Annotated in this window: 11 protein-coding genes and 1 pseudogene; 4 read left to right on the top strand and 8 right to left on the bottom strand. The window is 34.0% G+C overall.

All coding sequences use genetic code 11. From position 1 onward, the window contains the following. Window positions 1–9 precede the first annotated feature (9 nt). The 3 genes from NST60_RS15020 to NST60_RS15010 are packed head-to-tail and all read left to right on the top strand — an operon-like array spanning window position 10 to window position 3,639. Window positions 10–1,614 (top strand): alpha-glucosidase, encoded by a 1,605-nt coding sequence (locus tag NST60_RS15020; protein ID WP_341099226.1) that lies wholly within the window; start codon window positions 10–12, stop codon window positions 1,612–1,614. Beyond that, window positions 1,605–2,555, top strand: coding sequence for an MTP-1 family protein (locus tag NST60_RS15015; protein ID WP_413466084.1), 951 nt, complete (start codon window positions 1,605–1,607; stop codon window positions 2,553–2,555). Before NST60_RS15020 ends, NST60_RS15015 begins: the two co-directional genes overlap by 10 nt. A gap of 22 nt (window positions 2,556–2,577) precedes the next feature. After that, window positions 2,578–3,639, top strand: coding sequence for a BtaManbiosPhlase (locus tag NST60_RS15010; RefSeq protein ID WP_212118479.1), 1,062 nt, complete (start codon window positions 2,578–2,580; stop codon window positions 3,637–3,639). A 117-nt stretch (window positions 3,640–3,756) separates the two neighbouring features. Here NST60_RS15010 and NST60_RS15005 read toward each other — a convergent pair whose 3' ends face one another. The 7 genes from NST60_RS15005 to treP form a co-directional block, all read right to left on the bottom strand. Beyond that, the gene (locus NST60_RS15005) at window positions 3,757–5,421 is read right to left on the bottom strand and encodes an ABC transporter permease (protein WP_341099870.1); all 1,665 of its coding nucleotides are present in this window, start codon (window positions 5,419–5,421) and stop codon (window positions 3,757–3,759) included. Further along, complete coding sequence (locus NST60_RS15000; protein WP_341099225.1) at window positions 5,422–6,504, bottom strand: ABC transporter ATP-binding protein; 1,083 nt, start codon at window positions 6,502–6,504, stop codon at window positions 5,422–5,424. A 24-nt stretch (window positions 6,505–6,528) separates the two neighbouring features. Next, complete coding sequence (locus NST60_RS14995; RefSeq protein WP_341099223.1) at window positions 6,529–7,557, bottom strand: ABC transporter substrate-binding protein; 1,029 nt, start codon at window positions 7,555–7,557, stop codon at window positions 6,529–6,531. A 96-nt stretch (window positions 7,558–7,653) separates the two neighbouring features. Then, window positions 7,654–8,418, bottom strand: a complete 765-nt coding sequence (locus tag NST60_RS14990; RefSeq protein ID WP_212118460.1) for a response regulator transcription factor — start codon at window positions 8,416–8,418, stop codon at window positions 7,654–7,656. After that, window positions 8,411–10,066, bottom strand: coding sequence for a sensor histidine kinase (locus NST60_RS14985; RefSeq protein WP_341099222.1), 1,656 nt, complete (start codon window positions 10,064–10,066; stop codon window positions 8,411–8,413). Before NST60_RS14985 ends, NST60_RS14990 begins: the two co-directional genes overlap by 8 nt. Before the next feature lie 491 nt (window positions 10,067–10,557). Beyond that, window positions 10,558–12,240 (bottom strand): glycoside hydrolase family 13 protein, encoded by a 1,683-nt coding sequence (locus tag NST60_RS14980; RefSeq protein WP_212118456.1) that lies wholly within the window; start codon window positions 12,238–12,240, stop codon window positions 10,558–10,560. A 330-nt stretch (window positions 12,241–12,570) separates the two neighbouring features. Continuing rightward, complete coding sequence (gene treP, locus NST60_RS14975) at window positions 12,571–13,971, bottom strand: PTS system trehalose-specific EIIBC component (RefSeq protein ID WP_341099221.1); 1,401 nt, start codon at window positions 13,969–13,971, stop codon at window positions 12,571–12,573. Between the two features lie 693 nt (window positions 13,972–14,664). On the opposite strand from treP, the gene NST60_RS14970 reads away from it, so the two are divergent. Continuing rightward, complete coding sequence (locus NST60_RS14970) at window positions 14,665–15,870, top strand: IS256 family transposase (RefSeq protein ID WP_171509226.1); 1,206 nt, start codon at window positions 14,665–14,667, stop codon at window positions 15,868–15,870. Window positions 15,871–16,481: 611 nt separating this feature from the next. Here NST60_RS14970 and NST60_RS14965 read toward each other — a convergent pair. After that, window positions 16,482–17,141: pseudogene (locus NST60_RS14965) on the bottom strand (YhgE/Pip family protein); the annotation flags it as partial. Window positions 17,142–17,146 lie beyond the last annotated feature (5 nt).

Raw genomic sequence — 17,146 nt, 5'->3', positions numbered from 1 at the left:
AGTTAGACGATGGATAAATGGTGGAAACAATCGACTTTCTATGAAATTTATATGCCCAGCTTTATGGATGGTAATGGGGATGGTATTGGAGATTTTCAAGGGATTACTTCAAAACTCGACTATCTAAAGGAATTAGGAATAGACGGAATCTGGCTTACTCCCTTCTATGAATCTCCTAAAGTGGATAATGGATATGATATTTCCGATTATTACAAAATTGATCCAGATTATGGAACAATGGGAGATTTTGAAACCTTCATCCAAGAAGCGCATCACCGTGGAATAAGAGTAATTGCTGACTTAGTTCTTAATCACACTTCTTCCGAACATCAATGGTTTCAAGAATCTAAGTCTTCTAGGAATCATCCAAAACGAGATTGGTATATATGGAGAGACGAACCCAATAATTGGGAATCTTTCTTTGGAGGTTCAGCTTGGGAATATGATAAAACAACAGAACAGTATTATTATCATGCGTTTGCACGAGAACAAGCAGATTTAAATTGGCATAATCCCGAAGTAAAAAAAGCAATGTTTGATGTCATAAAATTCTGGTTGGATAAAGGCATAGACGGGTTTCGGCTCGATGTCATAAATTTTCTCAAGGTAAATGACTCTTTTTTGAATAATCCATTTGATGAGAAAAAACAAGAACAAATTCATTTACATGATAAAGACCAAGAAGGGATTTTACTTTTGATAGAGGAAATCGCTAAATTTGTTCATCAATATCCAGATAAATTCCTTGTCGGTGAAGTTGGGTCCGAGAATCTCAATATCTTAAAGCAATATTCCGGGAATAACAAATTGGATGTTGTCTTTAATTTTAACATTGGAAGTATAGAAGAGTTTGATGCAAGTCAGCTTTATCAACAATTAGTGGCTATGGAAGAAACTTATAAAGAGTGCCAGATTCCAACCCTATTCTTTTCCAGTCATGATATGTCCAGGCATATATCTAGGTTTGGAAATAGAGAAGATCGAGCCAAATTAGTAGCAACTCTGATGCTTACAGCAAAAGGAATTCCGTTTATCTATAATGGCGATGAAATCGGCATGAGAGACTGGATTACAGATGACATTAATAAAATGAAAGATATACAAGGCATTACTGCCTATAAACTCGCATTAAAAGAAGGTAAATCACACGACGAAGCTTTGATAATTGCTAATGAGAAATCTAGGGATAAATCCAGAACACCGATGCAGTGGAATGGCAATACTTATGCAGGTTTTTCAACAAATGAGCCTTGGATAAATGTTCCTGCTGAATTACATTTAGCAATTATGGAAGATCAACAGGATGATCCTAATTCCCTGCTATCCTTCTATAAAAAATTGTTAAGATTACGGAAAAAGCATGTCGCTTTACATGCTGGTAATTATGAATATTTACATTATAAAGATGACATAATTACTTTCGCAAAAACTAAACAATCGGAAAAGATTGTGGTCGTGTTAAATTTCTCAGATGAAAAAAAGTCGATTGAACTCAAATCTCAAATACATATTCTTCTTTTAACAAATAAAAATATATCCAAAGAAGAAAATGTAATCACCCTTTTATCGAATGAAGCGATTATCTATAAGGAGAAGATCAGAATATGCGAATGAAGACAAAAGGAAATTCACAAACATGTGAACAGCTTTTAGCTGAATTCAACAATAATAATGCTCAGAAACCATTTAACCCTGAAAAAATTATCTTTTCAAAGGTTGGCAATCACGATGTTTATAATATTAGCGCACCATTTGAGGATGAAAACGAGCTTGTGATAGCTGGCAGAGTAGAAGCCCGAGAAAGCGAACATTCGAAAGTCTACTTTTTTGTTGAGCAAGATGGTGAATGGGTTCCAAGAGAAACAGCCCCTGTCCTTGATTTACAAGATCCTTTTTTCTCTCGAATTGGCGGAGAACTAATAGTAGGAGGTGTCCAAATTTTTCCACACCCTACTATTGTAGGACAACTCAGCTGGCGAACTGTCTTCTATAAAGGAAAAACACTTTCTAAACTTCAAAAATTCGCCAAAGGTCCAGAGGGAATGAAAGATTTACGCCTTATTGAGCTTAAAGATGGAACAGTGGGAATATTAACAAGACCACAGGGACAAAAAGGCGGAAAAGGAAAAATTGGATGGATAACTATTTCCTCATTAGATGAACTAAGTGTTGACATTATTAATAATGCCCCGTTACTTGAAAACCAATTTATCGACGAAGAATGGGGCGGCGCTAACGAACCACATCTTTTAACCAATGGACTCGTTGGGATATTAGGACATATTGCTTCATTTGATGACAAAGGAAATCGCCATTATTACCCGATGGTATTTGCCCTTAATCCAGAGACTAGCGCATTTTCCAAAATGAAATTAATTGCAACAAGAAATCAGTTTCTTCCTGGTCCCTCTAAACGACCTGATTTAGTCGATGTGGTTTTCAGCGGAGGATTAATTAGAAAATCAGATGGTTCAGCTGATTTATATGCTGGGATCAGTGATGCAGAAGCGCAGAAAATAACAATTATGGATCCATTTTTAAGCTATGAACAATAAGTCAATAAAAGGAGATAATAATATGAATGTATATCGATATGAACAAAATCCATTAGTAACCCCCGCAGATATAAAGCCACATCGCGAAGATTTTGAAGTCATTGGTGCTTTTAATGCTGGTGTTGCTAAATATGGAGATGAAACAATTATGCTACTTCGTATAGCAGAACGACCAATTAGTAAGGATCCAAAGATTATAAAATCACCGATCTTTAACCCTGAAAATAATAAATTAGAAATAATAGAATTAAATCTTGATAATTCAACTTATGATTTTTCAGACCCCAGAACAATTAAAAAAAGTGGAGAACCTCAATCATTTGTGTATCTGACCTCTTTATCTTATTTACGCATTGCGCGTAGTAAAGATGGTCACCATTTCACTATTGATGAAAGACCATTTATTTATCCATCAAATAATTTAGAAGTATACGGAATTGAAGATCCGAGAATTACTCAAATAGATGATACTTATTATATTTATTTTAGTGCGGTTTCCCCACATGGTGTTGGCGAATCAATGGTATCTACTAAAGATTTTGTTACAGTAGAACACCACGGAATGATTTTTGCTCCTGAAAATAAAGATGTATTAATCTTTCCGGAAAAAATTAATGGAAAATATTATGCACTTCATCGTCCTGTTCCAAAAAGTGTAGGTCATCCTGAAATTTGGATTGCTGAATCTACCAATCTACTACACTGGGGTAATCATAAGCCTTTATTAGGTCTACGTGATGGAATGTGGGATAGCGGGCGCATGGGAGGCGGAGCAGTTCCATTTAAAACAGAAAAAGGTTGGCTAGAGCTATATCACGGTGCAACTTTAGATCACCGCTATTGTATGGGAGCCGTTTTACTAGACTTAGAGGATCCAACAAGAGTAATTGCACGCTCTAGCCAACCAATTCTTGAACCAGAAGCACCATATGAAACAGAAGGCTTCTTCGGTAATGTTGTCTTCTCATGTGGCGCAATCGTTGAAGGCAATATTATAAAAATGTATTACGGTGTCGCGGATACATCTATGGCATGTGCAGAATTAAGTTTAGAAGAAGTTCTAAATTCATTGGTTTATATATAAAAACTCAAAACAACTGCCCAAAATCTCATTTGGGCAGTTGTTTTATAGCATTATACCTTAAACTTTAAACATCTTTATCTTCAATAAAGCTGCCGGTTAAACAAAAGATACAAAGAGCTATAGAGTAATACTATCGTTTTTCGATACTTTCATAAATATTAAGAGTGAGATAACTGTTATTATCGTTAATATAGTAGACAATGCAGCCGCAACACCATAATTCCCTCGAATTACTTCTGTATAAATGGCTACTGTCATTGTTTTAGTATTAACTGTATATAACAATATGGATGTAGAAAGTTCTGAAAGCATTGTTATCCAGCTTAAGATTGCTCCAGAGATTATTCCTGGTAACATCATTGGAACAGTTATTTTGATAAACGTATTAAACCGACTACTGCCCAAACTTTCAGCTGCTTCCTCAATAGAAGTTGGAATCTGTTGTAAAGAAGCAACAGATGATCTTATCGTATATGGCAATCTTCTAATCGATAAGGAAATAACCATAATAAATGCAGTTCCAGTAATTGCTATTATTCCACTTCCTCCAATACCTGTATTAAATGAAGCTAATAAAGCTATCCCTAAAACTGTACCTGGGACGATATAAGGAATCATACTTAAACTATCTATTAATGATGTAAATAAATTACGTTTCCTCACTGCTAAATAAGAAATAAAGATAGCAAAAATAACTACTATTACAAGGGCAAAGAAAGGAATTCTTATTGTGTTAATGATTGCCGACCCCATTCTATCCCATGCCTCTATATAACTATTAAAAGAATACCCTTCTTGAAAAACCATTCCTTTTGTATTTAAGAATGAAGTATATATAAGGTAAAACTGCGGCAACATGGCAATAAACACAATGCCATAAACCACTAGATAAACCAAAAATTTCTTTAATCCTTTAATACTTTTTGGCTGAACAGGATGAAGTGAACTCATGCTGAAGGAATTTTTATTTGATACATATTTCTGAATCAAGAAAATAACTAATGCAATAACAATAGCAATTATAGCCAAAGAGGCTGCGAACGCGGCATTTCCTCCTACCTCACTAATGAACTGGGTATAAATGAGTACTGGGAAAGTACGATATCCTTCCCCAATTAACATCGGGGTTCCAAAATCAGAAAAAGCACGCATAAATACTAATAAAGCTCCTGCTAAAATAGTCGGAATTAATAGTGGTAATAACACTTTAAAAAACCGAACTAACCCTGTACATCCCATACTCTCTGCAGCCTCTAAAATAGAATTATCAATGCTTTTAAAGGCACCCGTGACATACAAGAAAATTAGTGGAAATAACTGCAAAGTAAATACTAATGTAATTCCAGAAAATCCATAAATATCAAACGGAGGAAAATGAAAATATTCTACCAAAAACTTTGTAATTACTCCATTTCTTCCTAATAAAAGTATCCAAGAGTAAGCACCAATAAAAGGTGCTGACATGGAAGCTATTATGATTAATATTTGTAACACTTTTTTCCCTTTAAACTGAAACATGGAAAATAAATAAGCTAAAGTTATTCCGATAACTAATGCAAAGAACGTTGCACAGATAGAAACTTTAAAGCTATTAATCAATGTCTCGGAGTAGTAGCTCTTAGAGAAAAACTCAATAAAGTATTTTAAAGAAAAGGAACCATTTATAAATAATGCTTGGATTAAAATCATTAATACCGGATAAACAAGAAAAACTGTATAAGTTAGAAGGATAAATAAAGAGGAACCGCTCCAAATGTTAAATTTAAACTTGTTTCTCACTATTTACACCTCCAATAAATTACGTGAACCATCTTCTGTAAATATATTGATTTTTTGTTTATTAATCGAAAGCCACACTTCATCTCCGGGTTTCAAATCTTCTTCAATTGTCGACTCTTCACTTACTTGAATATTTTCCCCTGTATCAAGATGAATAAAATATTCTGTATTCATTCCTAAGTAAACACTATCCGTAATAACTCCACTAATAGTATCCTTTCCTTGCTTAGTTCTCACATATTCCTCTGGCCTAATACTTACTCTAACTCCTTGACTAAGTTCGTTAGCTAGTTCGTCAAAGGAAAGAGTAAAACCATTTTCAAATGCAATTGTGGCACTGTCTCCTGTAGTAACGAGTTTTGCCTCTTGAATATTTGTTCTCCCAATAAATGTAGCAACAAATTCATTAGCAGGGCGATGATATAATTCTTTCGGACTTCCAATTTGTTGAATTACTCCATGGTTCATAACAGCTATCTGATCTGAAATTGCCATCGCTTCTTCTTGATCGTGCGTCACATATACAGTTGTTATCCCCACTTCTCTTTGAATGTCCCTAATAGCTTGACGCATATCGAGTCTTAATTTTGCATCTAAATTGCTAAGCGGTTCATCCATAAGTAATACATCCGGATTTATTGCCAACGCTCGTGCTAATGCAACACGTTGCTGTTGCCCACCACTTAACTTTTCAGGTTTCCGATCACTATATTGCTCTATTTGCATTAATTTCAAGTATTTAGTAGTCCTCTGTTGAATTTCCTCTTTTGTTAGTTTTCTTTGTTTTAAACCAAACTCAACATTTTCTCTAACCGTTAAATGTGGAAAGATCGCATAGTTTTGGAATACCATGCCAATGTTTCTTTTACTCGGTTCTTTATCGTTTATTCTGTTTTGGTTAAAGTAAAAGTCTCCGCCTTCAATTGAATTAAACCCAGCTATCATTCTTAATAAAGTTGTTTTTCCACATCCTGATGGTCCTAAAAGAGTAAATAAAGAACCATCTCTAATGTTTAATGTCAAATCTGGAATAACAGCAGCTCCACCGTACTCCTTTTTTGCATGCTCAATTTTAATAAAACTCATTTCCTTTCACCTCCTAGCTTCCAGTTACTTTGATTGAATCTCAACAAATATTTCATTGTAATGTTGGACAATTTCATCCTTGTGCTGAATAACATATTCATAGTCTTCTGTTAATGTTTTTATTTCAGCAAGCGGCTTCATATTTTCTCCAATTTCTACATCATCTCTTACAGGTCTATTAGTAGTTGATTTTGCAAGAACCTCTTGAACGTCTTTAGAAATAATAAAATCAATGAATTTTTTCGCATTATCCATATTTTTTGCATGTTTCACTACAGCAGAGTTTGCAGGTAAGAAAACTGTCCCCTCTTCTGGATAGATAATTTCAACATTTGCCCCATCATTTAATAACTTGACTGTTGGATCCTCGTAAGATAAACCTACTGCCATTTCTCCATCAGCAACTGTTTTATATACATTACTAGAACTAGAACTGATTTTTCCATCTATATTTGTAAATAACTCTTCAACATAATTCCAAGCTTCTTCGGAATCATATCCTCCCTTAGCAAGTAAAATATTAGTTAATTGAGAAAAGGCACTTGATGAATTAACTGGATCAGCAGTTGAGATTCTTCCTTTTAACTCAGGATTTATCAAATCAGCATATCCCTTTATATCCATCCCTTTTGTTAAGTCTTTATTAATCACAAGTACACTTCCATCTAATGTAAATGGAGTCGAGTAACCATTTGTATTACGATAAGCTTCTATCACATTCTCATTTTCAGAAGAAACATATTCCTCAAACAAGTCTCCATGAAGAGCATATGTAGTATATGTTCCGCCAAACATTACATCAGCCACTGGAGAATCCTTTTCACTTTCCAACTTTTTAAATAACTCCCCTGTACCAGCTTGAATTAATTCAACTTTAATTCCATATTTCTCTTCAAATGCAGGGATAGTAGCATTAATCAATCCTTCTGAATTTGGTGTATAGATAACTAATTTATCAGAAGCTTCGTCTCCTTCTTTATTTCCAGATGAACAAGCTGTAAGAGCTAATAAGCCAACAACTACTAAAATGAACATTTTCCAATATCTTTTCATTTATTATCCTCTCCTTATCAATGGATACGTTTAGGATAATACATAAGCAAACGCTTTCAAATGGTATTATTCTATAAATTCAGAGAAAATTCTACACTACTTTCTCTCCAAAAATTCAGTACAAGTATACCCCGTGTATTTCTTAAATACTTGATTAAAATACTTATAATCAGTAAATCCGACCTTTTCTGCAATTTGATAAATTTTATATTCTCCCCGTTGAACCTCTTCGATTGATTTTTTAATTCGATATTGGTTTAAGTATTCATTAAAGGTCTGTTTAGTTTCTTCTTTAAATTTTTTATAAAGAAGCGATGAACTATATCCAAGTTCATTAGAAACTTCATTGAAGGTAAACTTTTTAGCATAATTTTTCTCGATATATTGAATCATTTGCTTAACTAAATGATCATAGTGAACTTCAAAGGATATATTAGCTAACCCCTTAATCATTTCGTTTATTTTTTGTTTTTCCTTTTGCTCAAGTTTCAAAATATCTACCATTGTCCTTGCCTTTAGGATCGCATCTTTTAATTCTGATTCATTTATTGGTTTTACAATAAATTCAACAGCATCATAAGAAATTGCTTTTTTAGCATTAGGAAAATCATTATACCCGGAGACAATGATTTTTGAAAAAATATGATATTTTGTTTCTTCGAGCATTTGAAAGGCATCTTTTCTAGGCATATTTATATCTGTAATAACAATATCTGGCTTTAACGAATTTATCAGTTCAATCCCTTCTTCGCCATCACTCGCTTCTCCAATTACTACACAATTTATAGATTCATAATCAAAGCCAAAACGTAACCACTTCCGAATTAATTTTTCATCTTCAATTATAAGAACCCTATACACTTTTCTCACACTCCCTTATTTTCATCATGACAGTCGTATGCTTACCAGCACTTTCTACTACAAAGTAAGAATTAGGATACATTAACAAGAGCCTTCTCTTTGCGTTATATAAGCCATGATGATTCCCATTTTTCTTGAATGCATTTGAATTTACTTTTACTAATGTACTATCATCTATACCTCCCCCATTATCTATTACCTTTATAATTACACTTTCCTCATCTCTTACGACTTTAATAAGCAACTGTAAATCTTTTCTTTCTCTAAATCCATATTTCATACTATTTTCTACGATTGGTAAAATTAATAGTTTTGGAATTAAGAATTCCTCTGTTTGTTCATCTACTATAATTTCATAGGCGAATCTTTCAAAACGTTCTTTACAAATTTCTAAATAATTTTCAATATATATCATATCTGTTTTTATAGTTGCTACTTCATTCAATTTTGATATACTATATCTCAAAATTGTATTTAGATTTAAGATTAACTTATTAGCTAATTCCGTATCATAATAAGATGCTACTCGAATTGTTTCCAATGTATTGTATAGAAAATGGGGATTAAACTGTGCCTCCAACATCTTCCTCTCAGAAATTACATTTTCCTTAATCAAAGAAAGATTATTTTGATTTAATTCCTCTAATTCATCGAGCATTTGATTAATGTTTTCGCTTAAAAATTGAAATTCATCATTTGATTCTACTTTAAAGCGATAGTTTTTATTATTTATGACCTTTTTCATTTCGTTAGATATAAATTCTACATATTGCGAATTATTGTGAGCTATCTTTTTAGATGAATAACGTGAAAAGAGAAGTAAAAAGAAGACCAAAATCGCGATAATAAAAAACGAAAAACGCCATAGGATGTTTAGTGACTCTAGTTTTTTATAAACAATCAAATTCATATTAGATTCTAATATACTCTGTTTTGAGTAATAATTTCCTTCTTCATCTTTAAAATTCCTTTTAGTTACTTCTGAACTTATTTTTTCTAAAGTTCCTTTTAAGAACTGTAAAGAGCTACTTGAAAAAACATTATTATAATTGTCATATATAATGTATTGGGTACCATTTCCTGAAGAATTTTGAAGAAAATCATTTCCATTCATTAGAAAAGCAGCATACCCTATAGTATGAGAATCTTGTTTTATTTCTTTTAACGATAATAATGTATGCTCTCTTTGCGGAGTAAAGAAGGTTCGTCGGATTACTCCTTTCTCTAATGAATTGTTTTCTATTATTGTATGTAAAAAATATATTAATCTTATGTCTTCTTTCTTTTCACTATCAAATAGTAAATTTTTATTTTTATCTAATAATAACAACCTAATTCTTATATTCCGTTCCTTCCTACTTAAAAAGTGATAGTACTCTTCATATAAATCTCTATCTGTTAATTTTCCATCTACATATCTTGCGAAGATAGTTTCACTATACATTTCTAGATTTTCATCCAAGTATTTGGTTATACTTATATATTGATTAGTAATCCTTTCACTTTCTTCTGATATTTCTCGGTTAATCGAATAGTAATAGTAAACAATAAGCCCTCCAAAAATCACCAAGGAAGCCAGCGAGATCGTAATAAGTGAGCTAACCATAATCTCCTTTCTCAATCTATCTTTAAATTTAAACGTTTTCATAAATTTATTCACCCACCTTTCATTATTACATCCTCATTATTACGACTACTTTACCAAGATAATTTAAAAATGGGAAGATAATTTGAGAACACCAGTCTTACAAACTATTAAATGCACGAATACCAAAAGAGGTTAGGACATAACTAAATAGATACTCTGTAAAGACGAACAATCTCTATTTAGCTAATATATAGCGGCTGCTACTTTTTACAATAGGAAATATAATTAGTTGGTTAAACAGAGCAGCTGGAATACACGAAGACTCCTGTGCTGCGGGGAATCGCACCAAACTTCATGGAAACATCCTTTTAAAAACAAATAAATAACCAAACAATTATACGGAACATTCACTAGCATGTTCGTATAATTGTTTGGTTTTATCCTTGGCTGGAATCTTTTATCTCAGCCTCCTCTTTGATTTATATAGTCTTTCAAATTATATTATGGAGTTCCTTCATATATCTCCATTATGTTGTTACACGTAAATATGATTACGGCTTTAGTAAATATACCCTCGCCTCATATGGTCGCAGCATTTTTGCTCCGTTTAATTCCTTTTCGTCATCTTCATAGTTGCTTATTAATATTTCGCTAGAATGATTAGCAAGCTCTCTCAACAAGTTAATCTCTAATTCTTTCTCGCTAAAATTACATAAAACAAGAAGTGTCTCCTCATTCAAAGAACGTTTATATGCAAAAATCTCTGAGTGGTTTTCTAACAATAAATCATACCTTCCATAAACGATGACCTCATGTTTTTTTCTTAGGCTTATAAGTTTACGATAATAATGATAAACAGAATCAGGATCAGAAATGGCGTCTTGGACATTTATGTTTTTATAATTAGGATTTACTTTAATCCAAGGTGTCCCTGTTGTAAAACCTGCATTTTCTGTATTATCCCATTGCATCGGAGTGCGGGAATTGTCTCGGCCTTTTGCATATATGCTTTCCATCATTTTTTCCACAGGAATTCCTTCAGCTAATTGTTCCTGATAAAATTGCAAAATTTCAATATCCCGATAATCCTCTATGGAAGCAAATTGGACATTCGTCATCCCTATTTCTTCGCCTTGATAAACATAAGGAGTACCTTTCATCATATGAAGCAAGGTTGCCAACATTTTTGCTGATTCTACTCGGTAAGTACTGTCATTTCCAAAACGAGAAACGATTCTAGGCTGATCATGGTTATTGAAGTACAGACTGTTCCAGCCTTTATCCTCTAATGCTTTTTGCCATTTCGTCAGATTTTTCTTTAAATCCAACAAATCAAGGGGCTTTAAATCCCATTTTCCATTTGGCCCATTATCTAATCCCATATGCTCAAATTGGAAGACCATGTTCAGTTCTTTATTTTCCTCTTTCGTATAATCTTCCGCTAATTCAGGGGTAACACCAGGCATCTCCCCTACTGTCATTACATCATAATGCGCTAGAACCTTTTCGTTCATTTCTTGTAAATAGTCATGAATTCTTGGTCCATTTCGGTAATATTTACTCCCAGATGCATATTTTTTTCCTAGTTTTGGTTCTCCATCTAGCATTTCATCTGGCTTAGAAATGAAGTTAATAACATCCATTCGAAAACCATCGATACCTTTGTCCAGCCACCATCGCATCATTTCATAAATTTCATTGCGCAGCTTCGAATTTTCCCAATTTAAATCAGGCTGCTTTTTAGAAAAGAGATGCAAGAAATATTCATCTGTTTGTTCATCATATTGCCAAGCAGAACCACCAAAATTAGAATACCAGTTATTCGGTTCTTCTCCCTCTTTGCCTTTTCTCCAAATATAATAGTCCCGATATGGATTTTCTGTTGATTTTTTTGCCTCGACAAACCAATTATGTTCATCTGAGCTATGATTAACCACTAAATCCATGATTAATTTCATATCACGTCGATGGATTTCTTCTAGTAGTTCATCCCAATCTTTCATTGTTCCAAATTCACGCATAATTGCTTGATAATCACTGATATCATAGCCGTTATCATCATTTGGTGATTCATAAACAGGAGAGAGCCAAATAACATCTACTCCAAGATCATTTAAATAATCAAGTTTCGAAATAATTCCTTGTAAGTCGCCAATGCCATCTCCATTACTGTCCATAAAGCTACGCGGATAAATTTGATAGACAACACTTTCTTTCCACCATTTTTTTTGCATGATTAAATAACTCCTTTATCAGTCGATTACTTTGTTTTTAAAATATGGTTGTTTTCTAAAGGATTGTTGTTTTTTCAATAGGAAAAAACAATTAGTTGGAAAAATGGAGCAGTCGGAATACACCTAGACTCCTGTGGGATTAGCGAGACAGTCTGAGACCCCGGAGGCGAAGCTGAGGAGGCTCAGCGCGGCTCAGCGCGAGCCCCACGGAAAGCGAAGTGTATTCCGGCTGCGGGTATCGCAACAAACTTTACGAAAACAACCTAAAATAAAAACAGAAGATACCAATTTGTTTCATTTGATATCTTCTGTTATAAATTCCTTTCCTATTTATTGGACCTTACGTACTTTTCCAATTAATAAAGTTAAAAGGAAAGGTACGAGGATGACTATAGCCATTCCAATAAAGAATGCTCCCCAATTATCAGGGAAAATAGATAGAAATGCTGGCAAGCCGCCTACTCCTATTGAAGGTGCTTTAACTGCTTGGATAGAAATAAAGGCACCAGCAATTGCGGATCCAATAATAGCTGAAATAAAGGCAAATCGGAAACGCAGATTAACACCAAATAACGCTGGCTCTGTGACACCAAGATATGCAGAAATCGCTGATGTTATAGACAAGCTCTTTAATTTTTCATCTTTTAATACAAACAACATGGCAAGAGCTGCTGAACCTTGAGCAATATTGGATAAAGCAACCATCGGCCATAGGAATGTTCCACCAGTGCTACCGATTAACTGCAAATCTACAGCTAGGAATGTATGATGCATTCCCGTTATAACAAGCGGTGCATATAGACCACCATAAATTAATCCACCTAAAATTGGTGCAAAGTCAAAAATAGCTACAACACCATCTGTAATCAGGTTACCAATAAAAAATGTGATTGGTCCGATTGCAATAAACGATACAAAGCCTGTCACAAGTAAAGCAATTGGCGCCACGAATAGCATTTGAAAGGAATCTGGAATTCTTTTTCTTAGGAAAATTTCTAATTTAGCTAATACATAGGAAGCAATTAGGACTGGTAAAACTTGTCCTTGATAACCAACTTTCTCTACTTCTAAACCAAAAATATTCCAGGTTGGAATCTCTTCTGCACTTCCATAACCCCATGCATTCAATAAATCTGGGTGAACAAGCATTAACCCAAGAACAATCCCTAATAAAGGGCTACCGCCAAAGCGATTCATTGCAGACCATCCGATTAAACCTGGTAAAAACGTAAACGCTGTATTGGCAATTAAATTGATAATACTAGCAAAGTCTGCCCATTGGGGATACGCTTGGACAACCGACTGCTCAAAAAAGATGCCTTCCCCAGTTAATACATTGTTGATTCCCATTAGTAAACCAGCTGTTACAATCGCAGGTAAAATCGGGATAAAAATATCAGCTAACATTTTTACAGCACGCTGTAATGGATTTAAATTTTGTTCAGAGGCTTTTTTGACATCATCTTTCGTGCCTTCTGATGCACCTGTTTGATTGATTAATTCTTTATATACTTTTTCTACCGTACCTGGACCAATTACTACTTGAAACTGTCCATTTGTTGAAAAAGATCCTCTAACTAAATCTATCGATTCTAGCTTCTCTTTATTTACTTTTCCTTCATCTGCTAATGCAAATCGTAATCTTGTCACACAATGTGTTGCAGCAGAAATATTTTCTTTACCGCCAATCGCTTCGATTATATCGCTAACTTGCTGTTTATCTATGCTCATTCCCTGCGTCCTCCTACTCTATGGATGAAGATGAATTCTATTCCAAAACTAATAAAAACGTTTGCAAATATTTGTTGAATCTTGTATATACATGTCATAAAACCAATGATATAGATGTATATACAAGTTGTCAATAAAAAAGGCAATACGTTTATAATTGTATTTTTTCCCATTTCGTTTGAAATATAAATCCTATTACTAGTCATAATACAAGCAGAAAGATGAAGTAAGGAGAATAAGTATTGTATTTAATAATAATATTAAATACAGCCAACCTTCCGTAGCTGGAGGAGAAGATATAAATTCTTGTCTATTACATTTAATCCAAATCTGTTTCTGATAGTTTGAGTTTAGAAAGCAGATACTTACATGGACCATTAGCAATCAGCTGTTTACGTCATAGGAGTAGTAAATTATAGGAGAAATTAATGAAAAGATGCTTTTCATTATAGCAAAGATGAGAGGATTCTAGCCAAAATCGGGTTTTATCAGCCAAATCTGTTGGGTTTTCAGCCAAACTTCCTTTTTATCAGCCAAAATCACCAACTTTTCAGCCAAACTTCTGTTTTATCAGCCAAAATCGCCAACTTTTCTGCCAAACTTCTGTTTTATCAGCCAAAATCGCCAACTTTTCGAGAGCGTCTATAATTTTGTGTAAATGGTTATACTTACCAATTAAGGAGATGATCATTTATGCAAGATCTACGGAATATGACAATTAGAGAGTTGGCCAGTCAATGTGAAACAGTGGATGATATCCACATGATGTTAAAAGAACTTTTTAAGGAAACTCTTCAACAAGTATTTGAAGCTGAAATCGAGGAACACTTAGGTTACTCTAAACACAATGTTAATGGTATTAACTCAGGAAATAGTCGAAACGGATATAGTAAAAAAACCATTAAATCTAAGTTGGGTGAAACTAAATTAAATATCCCTAGGGATCGTAAAGGAGAATATGAGCCTCAGATTATTAAAAAGTATGAGACCTCCATCAATGGCTTAGAGGATCAAATTATCGCCCTTTATTCCAAGGGAATGTCTACTAGAGACATAGAAAGTCATATGAGAGACATATATGGAATTAGCGTTTCTCCGACTTTAGTTAGTAAGGTAACGGATAAGGTTTTGCCGCTTGTTTATGAATGGCAATCCCGTCTACTAGAACCTGTTTATCCCATTGTATTTTTAGATGCTATTCATTTTAAGGTAAAGCATGAAAATAGGATTGTGAGTAAAGCTGCTTATACCGTTCTTGGTATTAATACTGATGGGATAAAAGATATTTTAGGTATTTGGATTGGCGAAGAAGAAAGTGCTAGTTTTTGGTTAAATGTATGTCAAGATTTAAAAAGTCGCGGGGTCGAAGACATCCTAATAGCCTGTAAAGATGGGCTTTCTGGTTTTACTGAAGCCATTAACGCTACTTTTCCTAAGACTGATGTTCAATCTTGTATTATTCATCAACTACGGAATAATTCCAAGACTGTTCCCAATAAAAATCGTAAAGAATTTATGAACGATTTAAAGAATGTCTATAAGGCTTTTACCATTGAACAGGCGGAAATGGCCTTTGAAGAATTTAAAGCAAAATGGGAAAAGAAGCATCCATCTGTTATTAAGTCATGGGAAAATAATTGGTTAGAACTTACCACTTATTTCTCTTATCCAGTGGAAATTAGAAAATTAATTTATACAACAAATACTATTGAAGCCTTTCACCGACAACTAAGAAAAGTCACCAAAACGAAAACGGCTTATCCTACGGATAATGCTTTAAGAAAAATTGTTTATCTAGCGACTATAGGTGTAACGGATAAATGGACTATTCCTGTGCCTGGATGGTTAGAATGTAAACAACAGTTTGAAATAATGTTTGAGGGGCGATTTGGGAAATAATCATTTTTTATTATTTTCTTACGCTTTAGGGCTATGCCCTAAGGGTTTATCGCTTTGGTTCTCCCAAAAGAAAAAGAGAGGATAACTCCTCTCCACTTTTGTACAGAACCCTACTAGGTGCTCGGGGTGCTCCCCAGCATTGCCCTATCCCCCTAGTAGGTAAGAATCTTATAGTTATAGTATTAACCATTTATTGTAATTCAATCATTTACACAAAATATTTTACATTCCCAACTTTTCTGCCAAACTTCTGTTTTATCAGCAAACCCGGCGACTTTTCAGCCAAACTTCCTTTTTATCAGCCAAAATCGACGACTTTTCAGCCAAACTTCTGTTTTATCAGCCAAAATCGACGACTTTTCAGCCAAACTTCTGTTTTATCAGCCAAACCCGGCGACTTTTCAGCCAAACTTCCTTTTTATCAGCCAAAATCAGTTTTCCCTCTAAGCCTTACATAATTAACGTAAACACTTAATAAGGCTGATACCTTCCTTTTTTTACCCTTTTTGGCACTACATTCTTCTTAAAATAAAAGCAAAAAGACTGTTCTATCAAGGAGAAACAGTCCTTCGCTTTCCATTATGGGAGATTCCTTGTCCACGTAGTCACTATTAATGAATAATCTCGCTTGCTTTTGCCTTTTCTGTCATTTTTTTTGTCCCATTGGCCAATGGCTTTTTTAAAAATAGGGCAACGATGAAAGCAATCGCACTAAAAACAAGAAGCATACTAATTGAAAATATTACTGTTTCCTTCACCATCCCACCTACTGTTTCTCTTAACAGGTTGATGGCATGTGTAAATGGTAGGAAGGGATTAATAGACTGAAAAAAAGGTGGTGCAACTTGAATAGGAAAAGTACCACCAGAACCAGATAACTGCAATACAAGAAAAATAATCGCTAATCCCTTGCCAAGATTGCCAAAAACAGAAACCAATGTATAAACAATGGTCATAAATACTAAGCTGATAAACATACCAAATAACACAAAAGCAACTGGATCTGCTACATATGCTTTTAAGATAAACATATCTCCTAGTGTAACAATCAGACTCTGACATAATCCAATTGTGATAAAGGTAAGCCATCTGCCAAAGTATATTTGGTTAGGTGTATAGATTCCTTCTGGATCTCGTACATCCACTCGTAATAAGGAAATGAGCAGTAAGGCACCAACCCATAAACTTAAGGTTGTATAAAAAGGCGAATTTGCTGACCCATAATTAGGAATGGGAAATAAGGAATTTTCATTTAATACAATAGGATCTGATCACT

The sequence above is a fragment of the Niallia sp. FSL W8-1348 genome (assembly GCF_038006745.1).
In the GTDB taxonomy this organism is placed as follows: domain Bacteria; phylum Bacillota; class Bacilli; order Bacillales; family Cytobacillaceae; genus Niallia; species Niallia alba.
This window is presented reverse-complemented; position numbering and strand designations above follow the sequence as displayed.

Coding starts and splice junctions, on each gene's coding strand:
- NST60_RS15020 (WP_341099226.1), top strand. CDS start 10: ATGGATAAATGGTGGAAACAATCGACTTTCTATGAAATTTATATGCCC.
- NST60_RS15015 (WP_413466084.1), top strand. CDS start 1,605: ATGCGAATGAAGACAAAAGGAAATTCACAAACATGTGAACAGCTTTTA.
- NST60_RS15010 (WP_212118479.1), top strand. CDS start 2,578: ATGAATGTATATCGATATGAACAAAATCCATTAGTAACCCCCGCAGAT.
- NST60_RS15000 (WP_341099225.1), bottom strand. CDS start 6,504: ATGAGTTTTATTAAAATTGAGCATGCAAAAAAGGAGTACGGTGGAGCT.
- NST60_RS14995 (WP_341099223.1), bottom strand. CDS start 7,557: ATGAAAAGATATTGGAAAATGTTCATTTTAGTAGTTGTTGGCTTATTA.
- NST60_RS14985 (WP_341099222.1), bottom strand. CDS start 10,066: ATGAAAACGTTTAAATTTAAAGATAGATTGAGAAAGGAGATTATGGTT.
- NST60_RS14980 (WP_212118456.1), bottom strand. CDS start 12,240: ATGCAAAAAAAATGGTGGAAAGAAAGTGTTGTCTATCAAATTTATCCG.
- treP (WP_341099221.1), bottom strand. CDS start 13,971: ATGAGCATAGATAAACAGCAAGTTAGCGATATAATCGAAGCGATTGGC.
- NST60_RS14970 (WP_171509226.1), top strand. CDS start 14,665: ATGCAAGATCTACGGAATATGACAATTAGAGAGTTGGCCAGTCAATGT.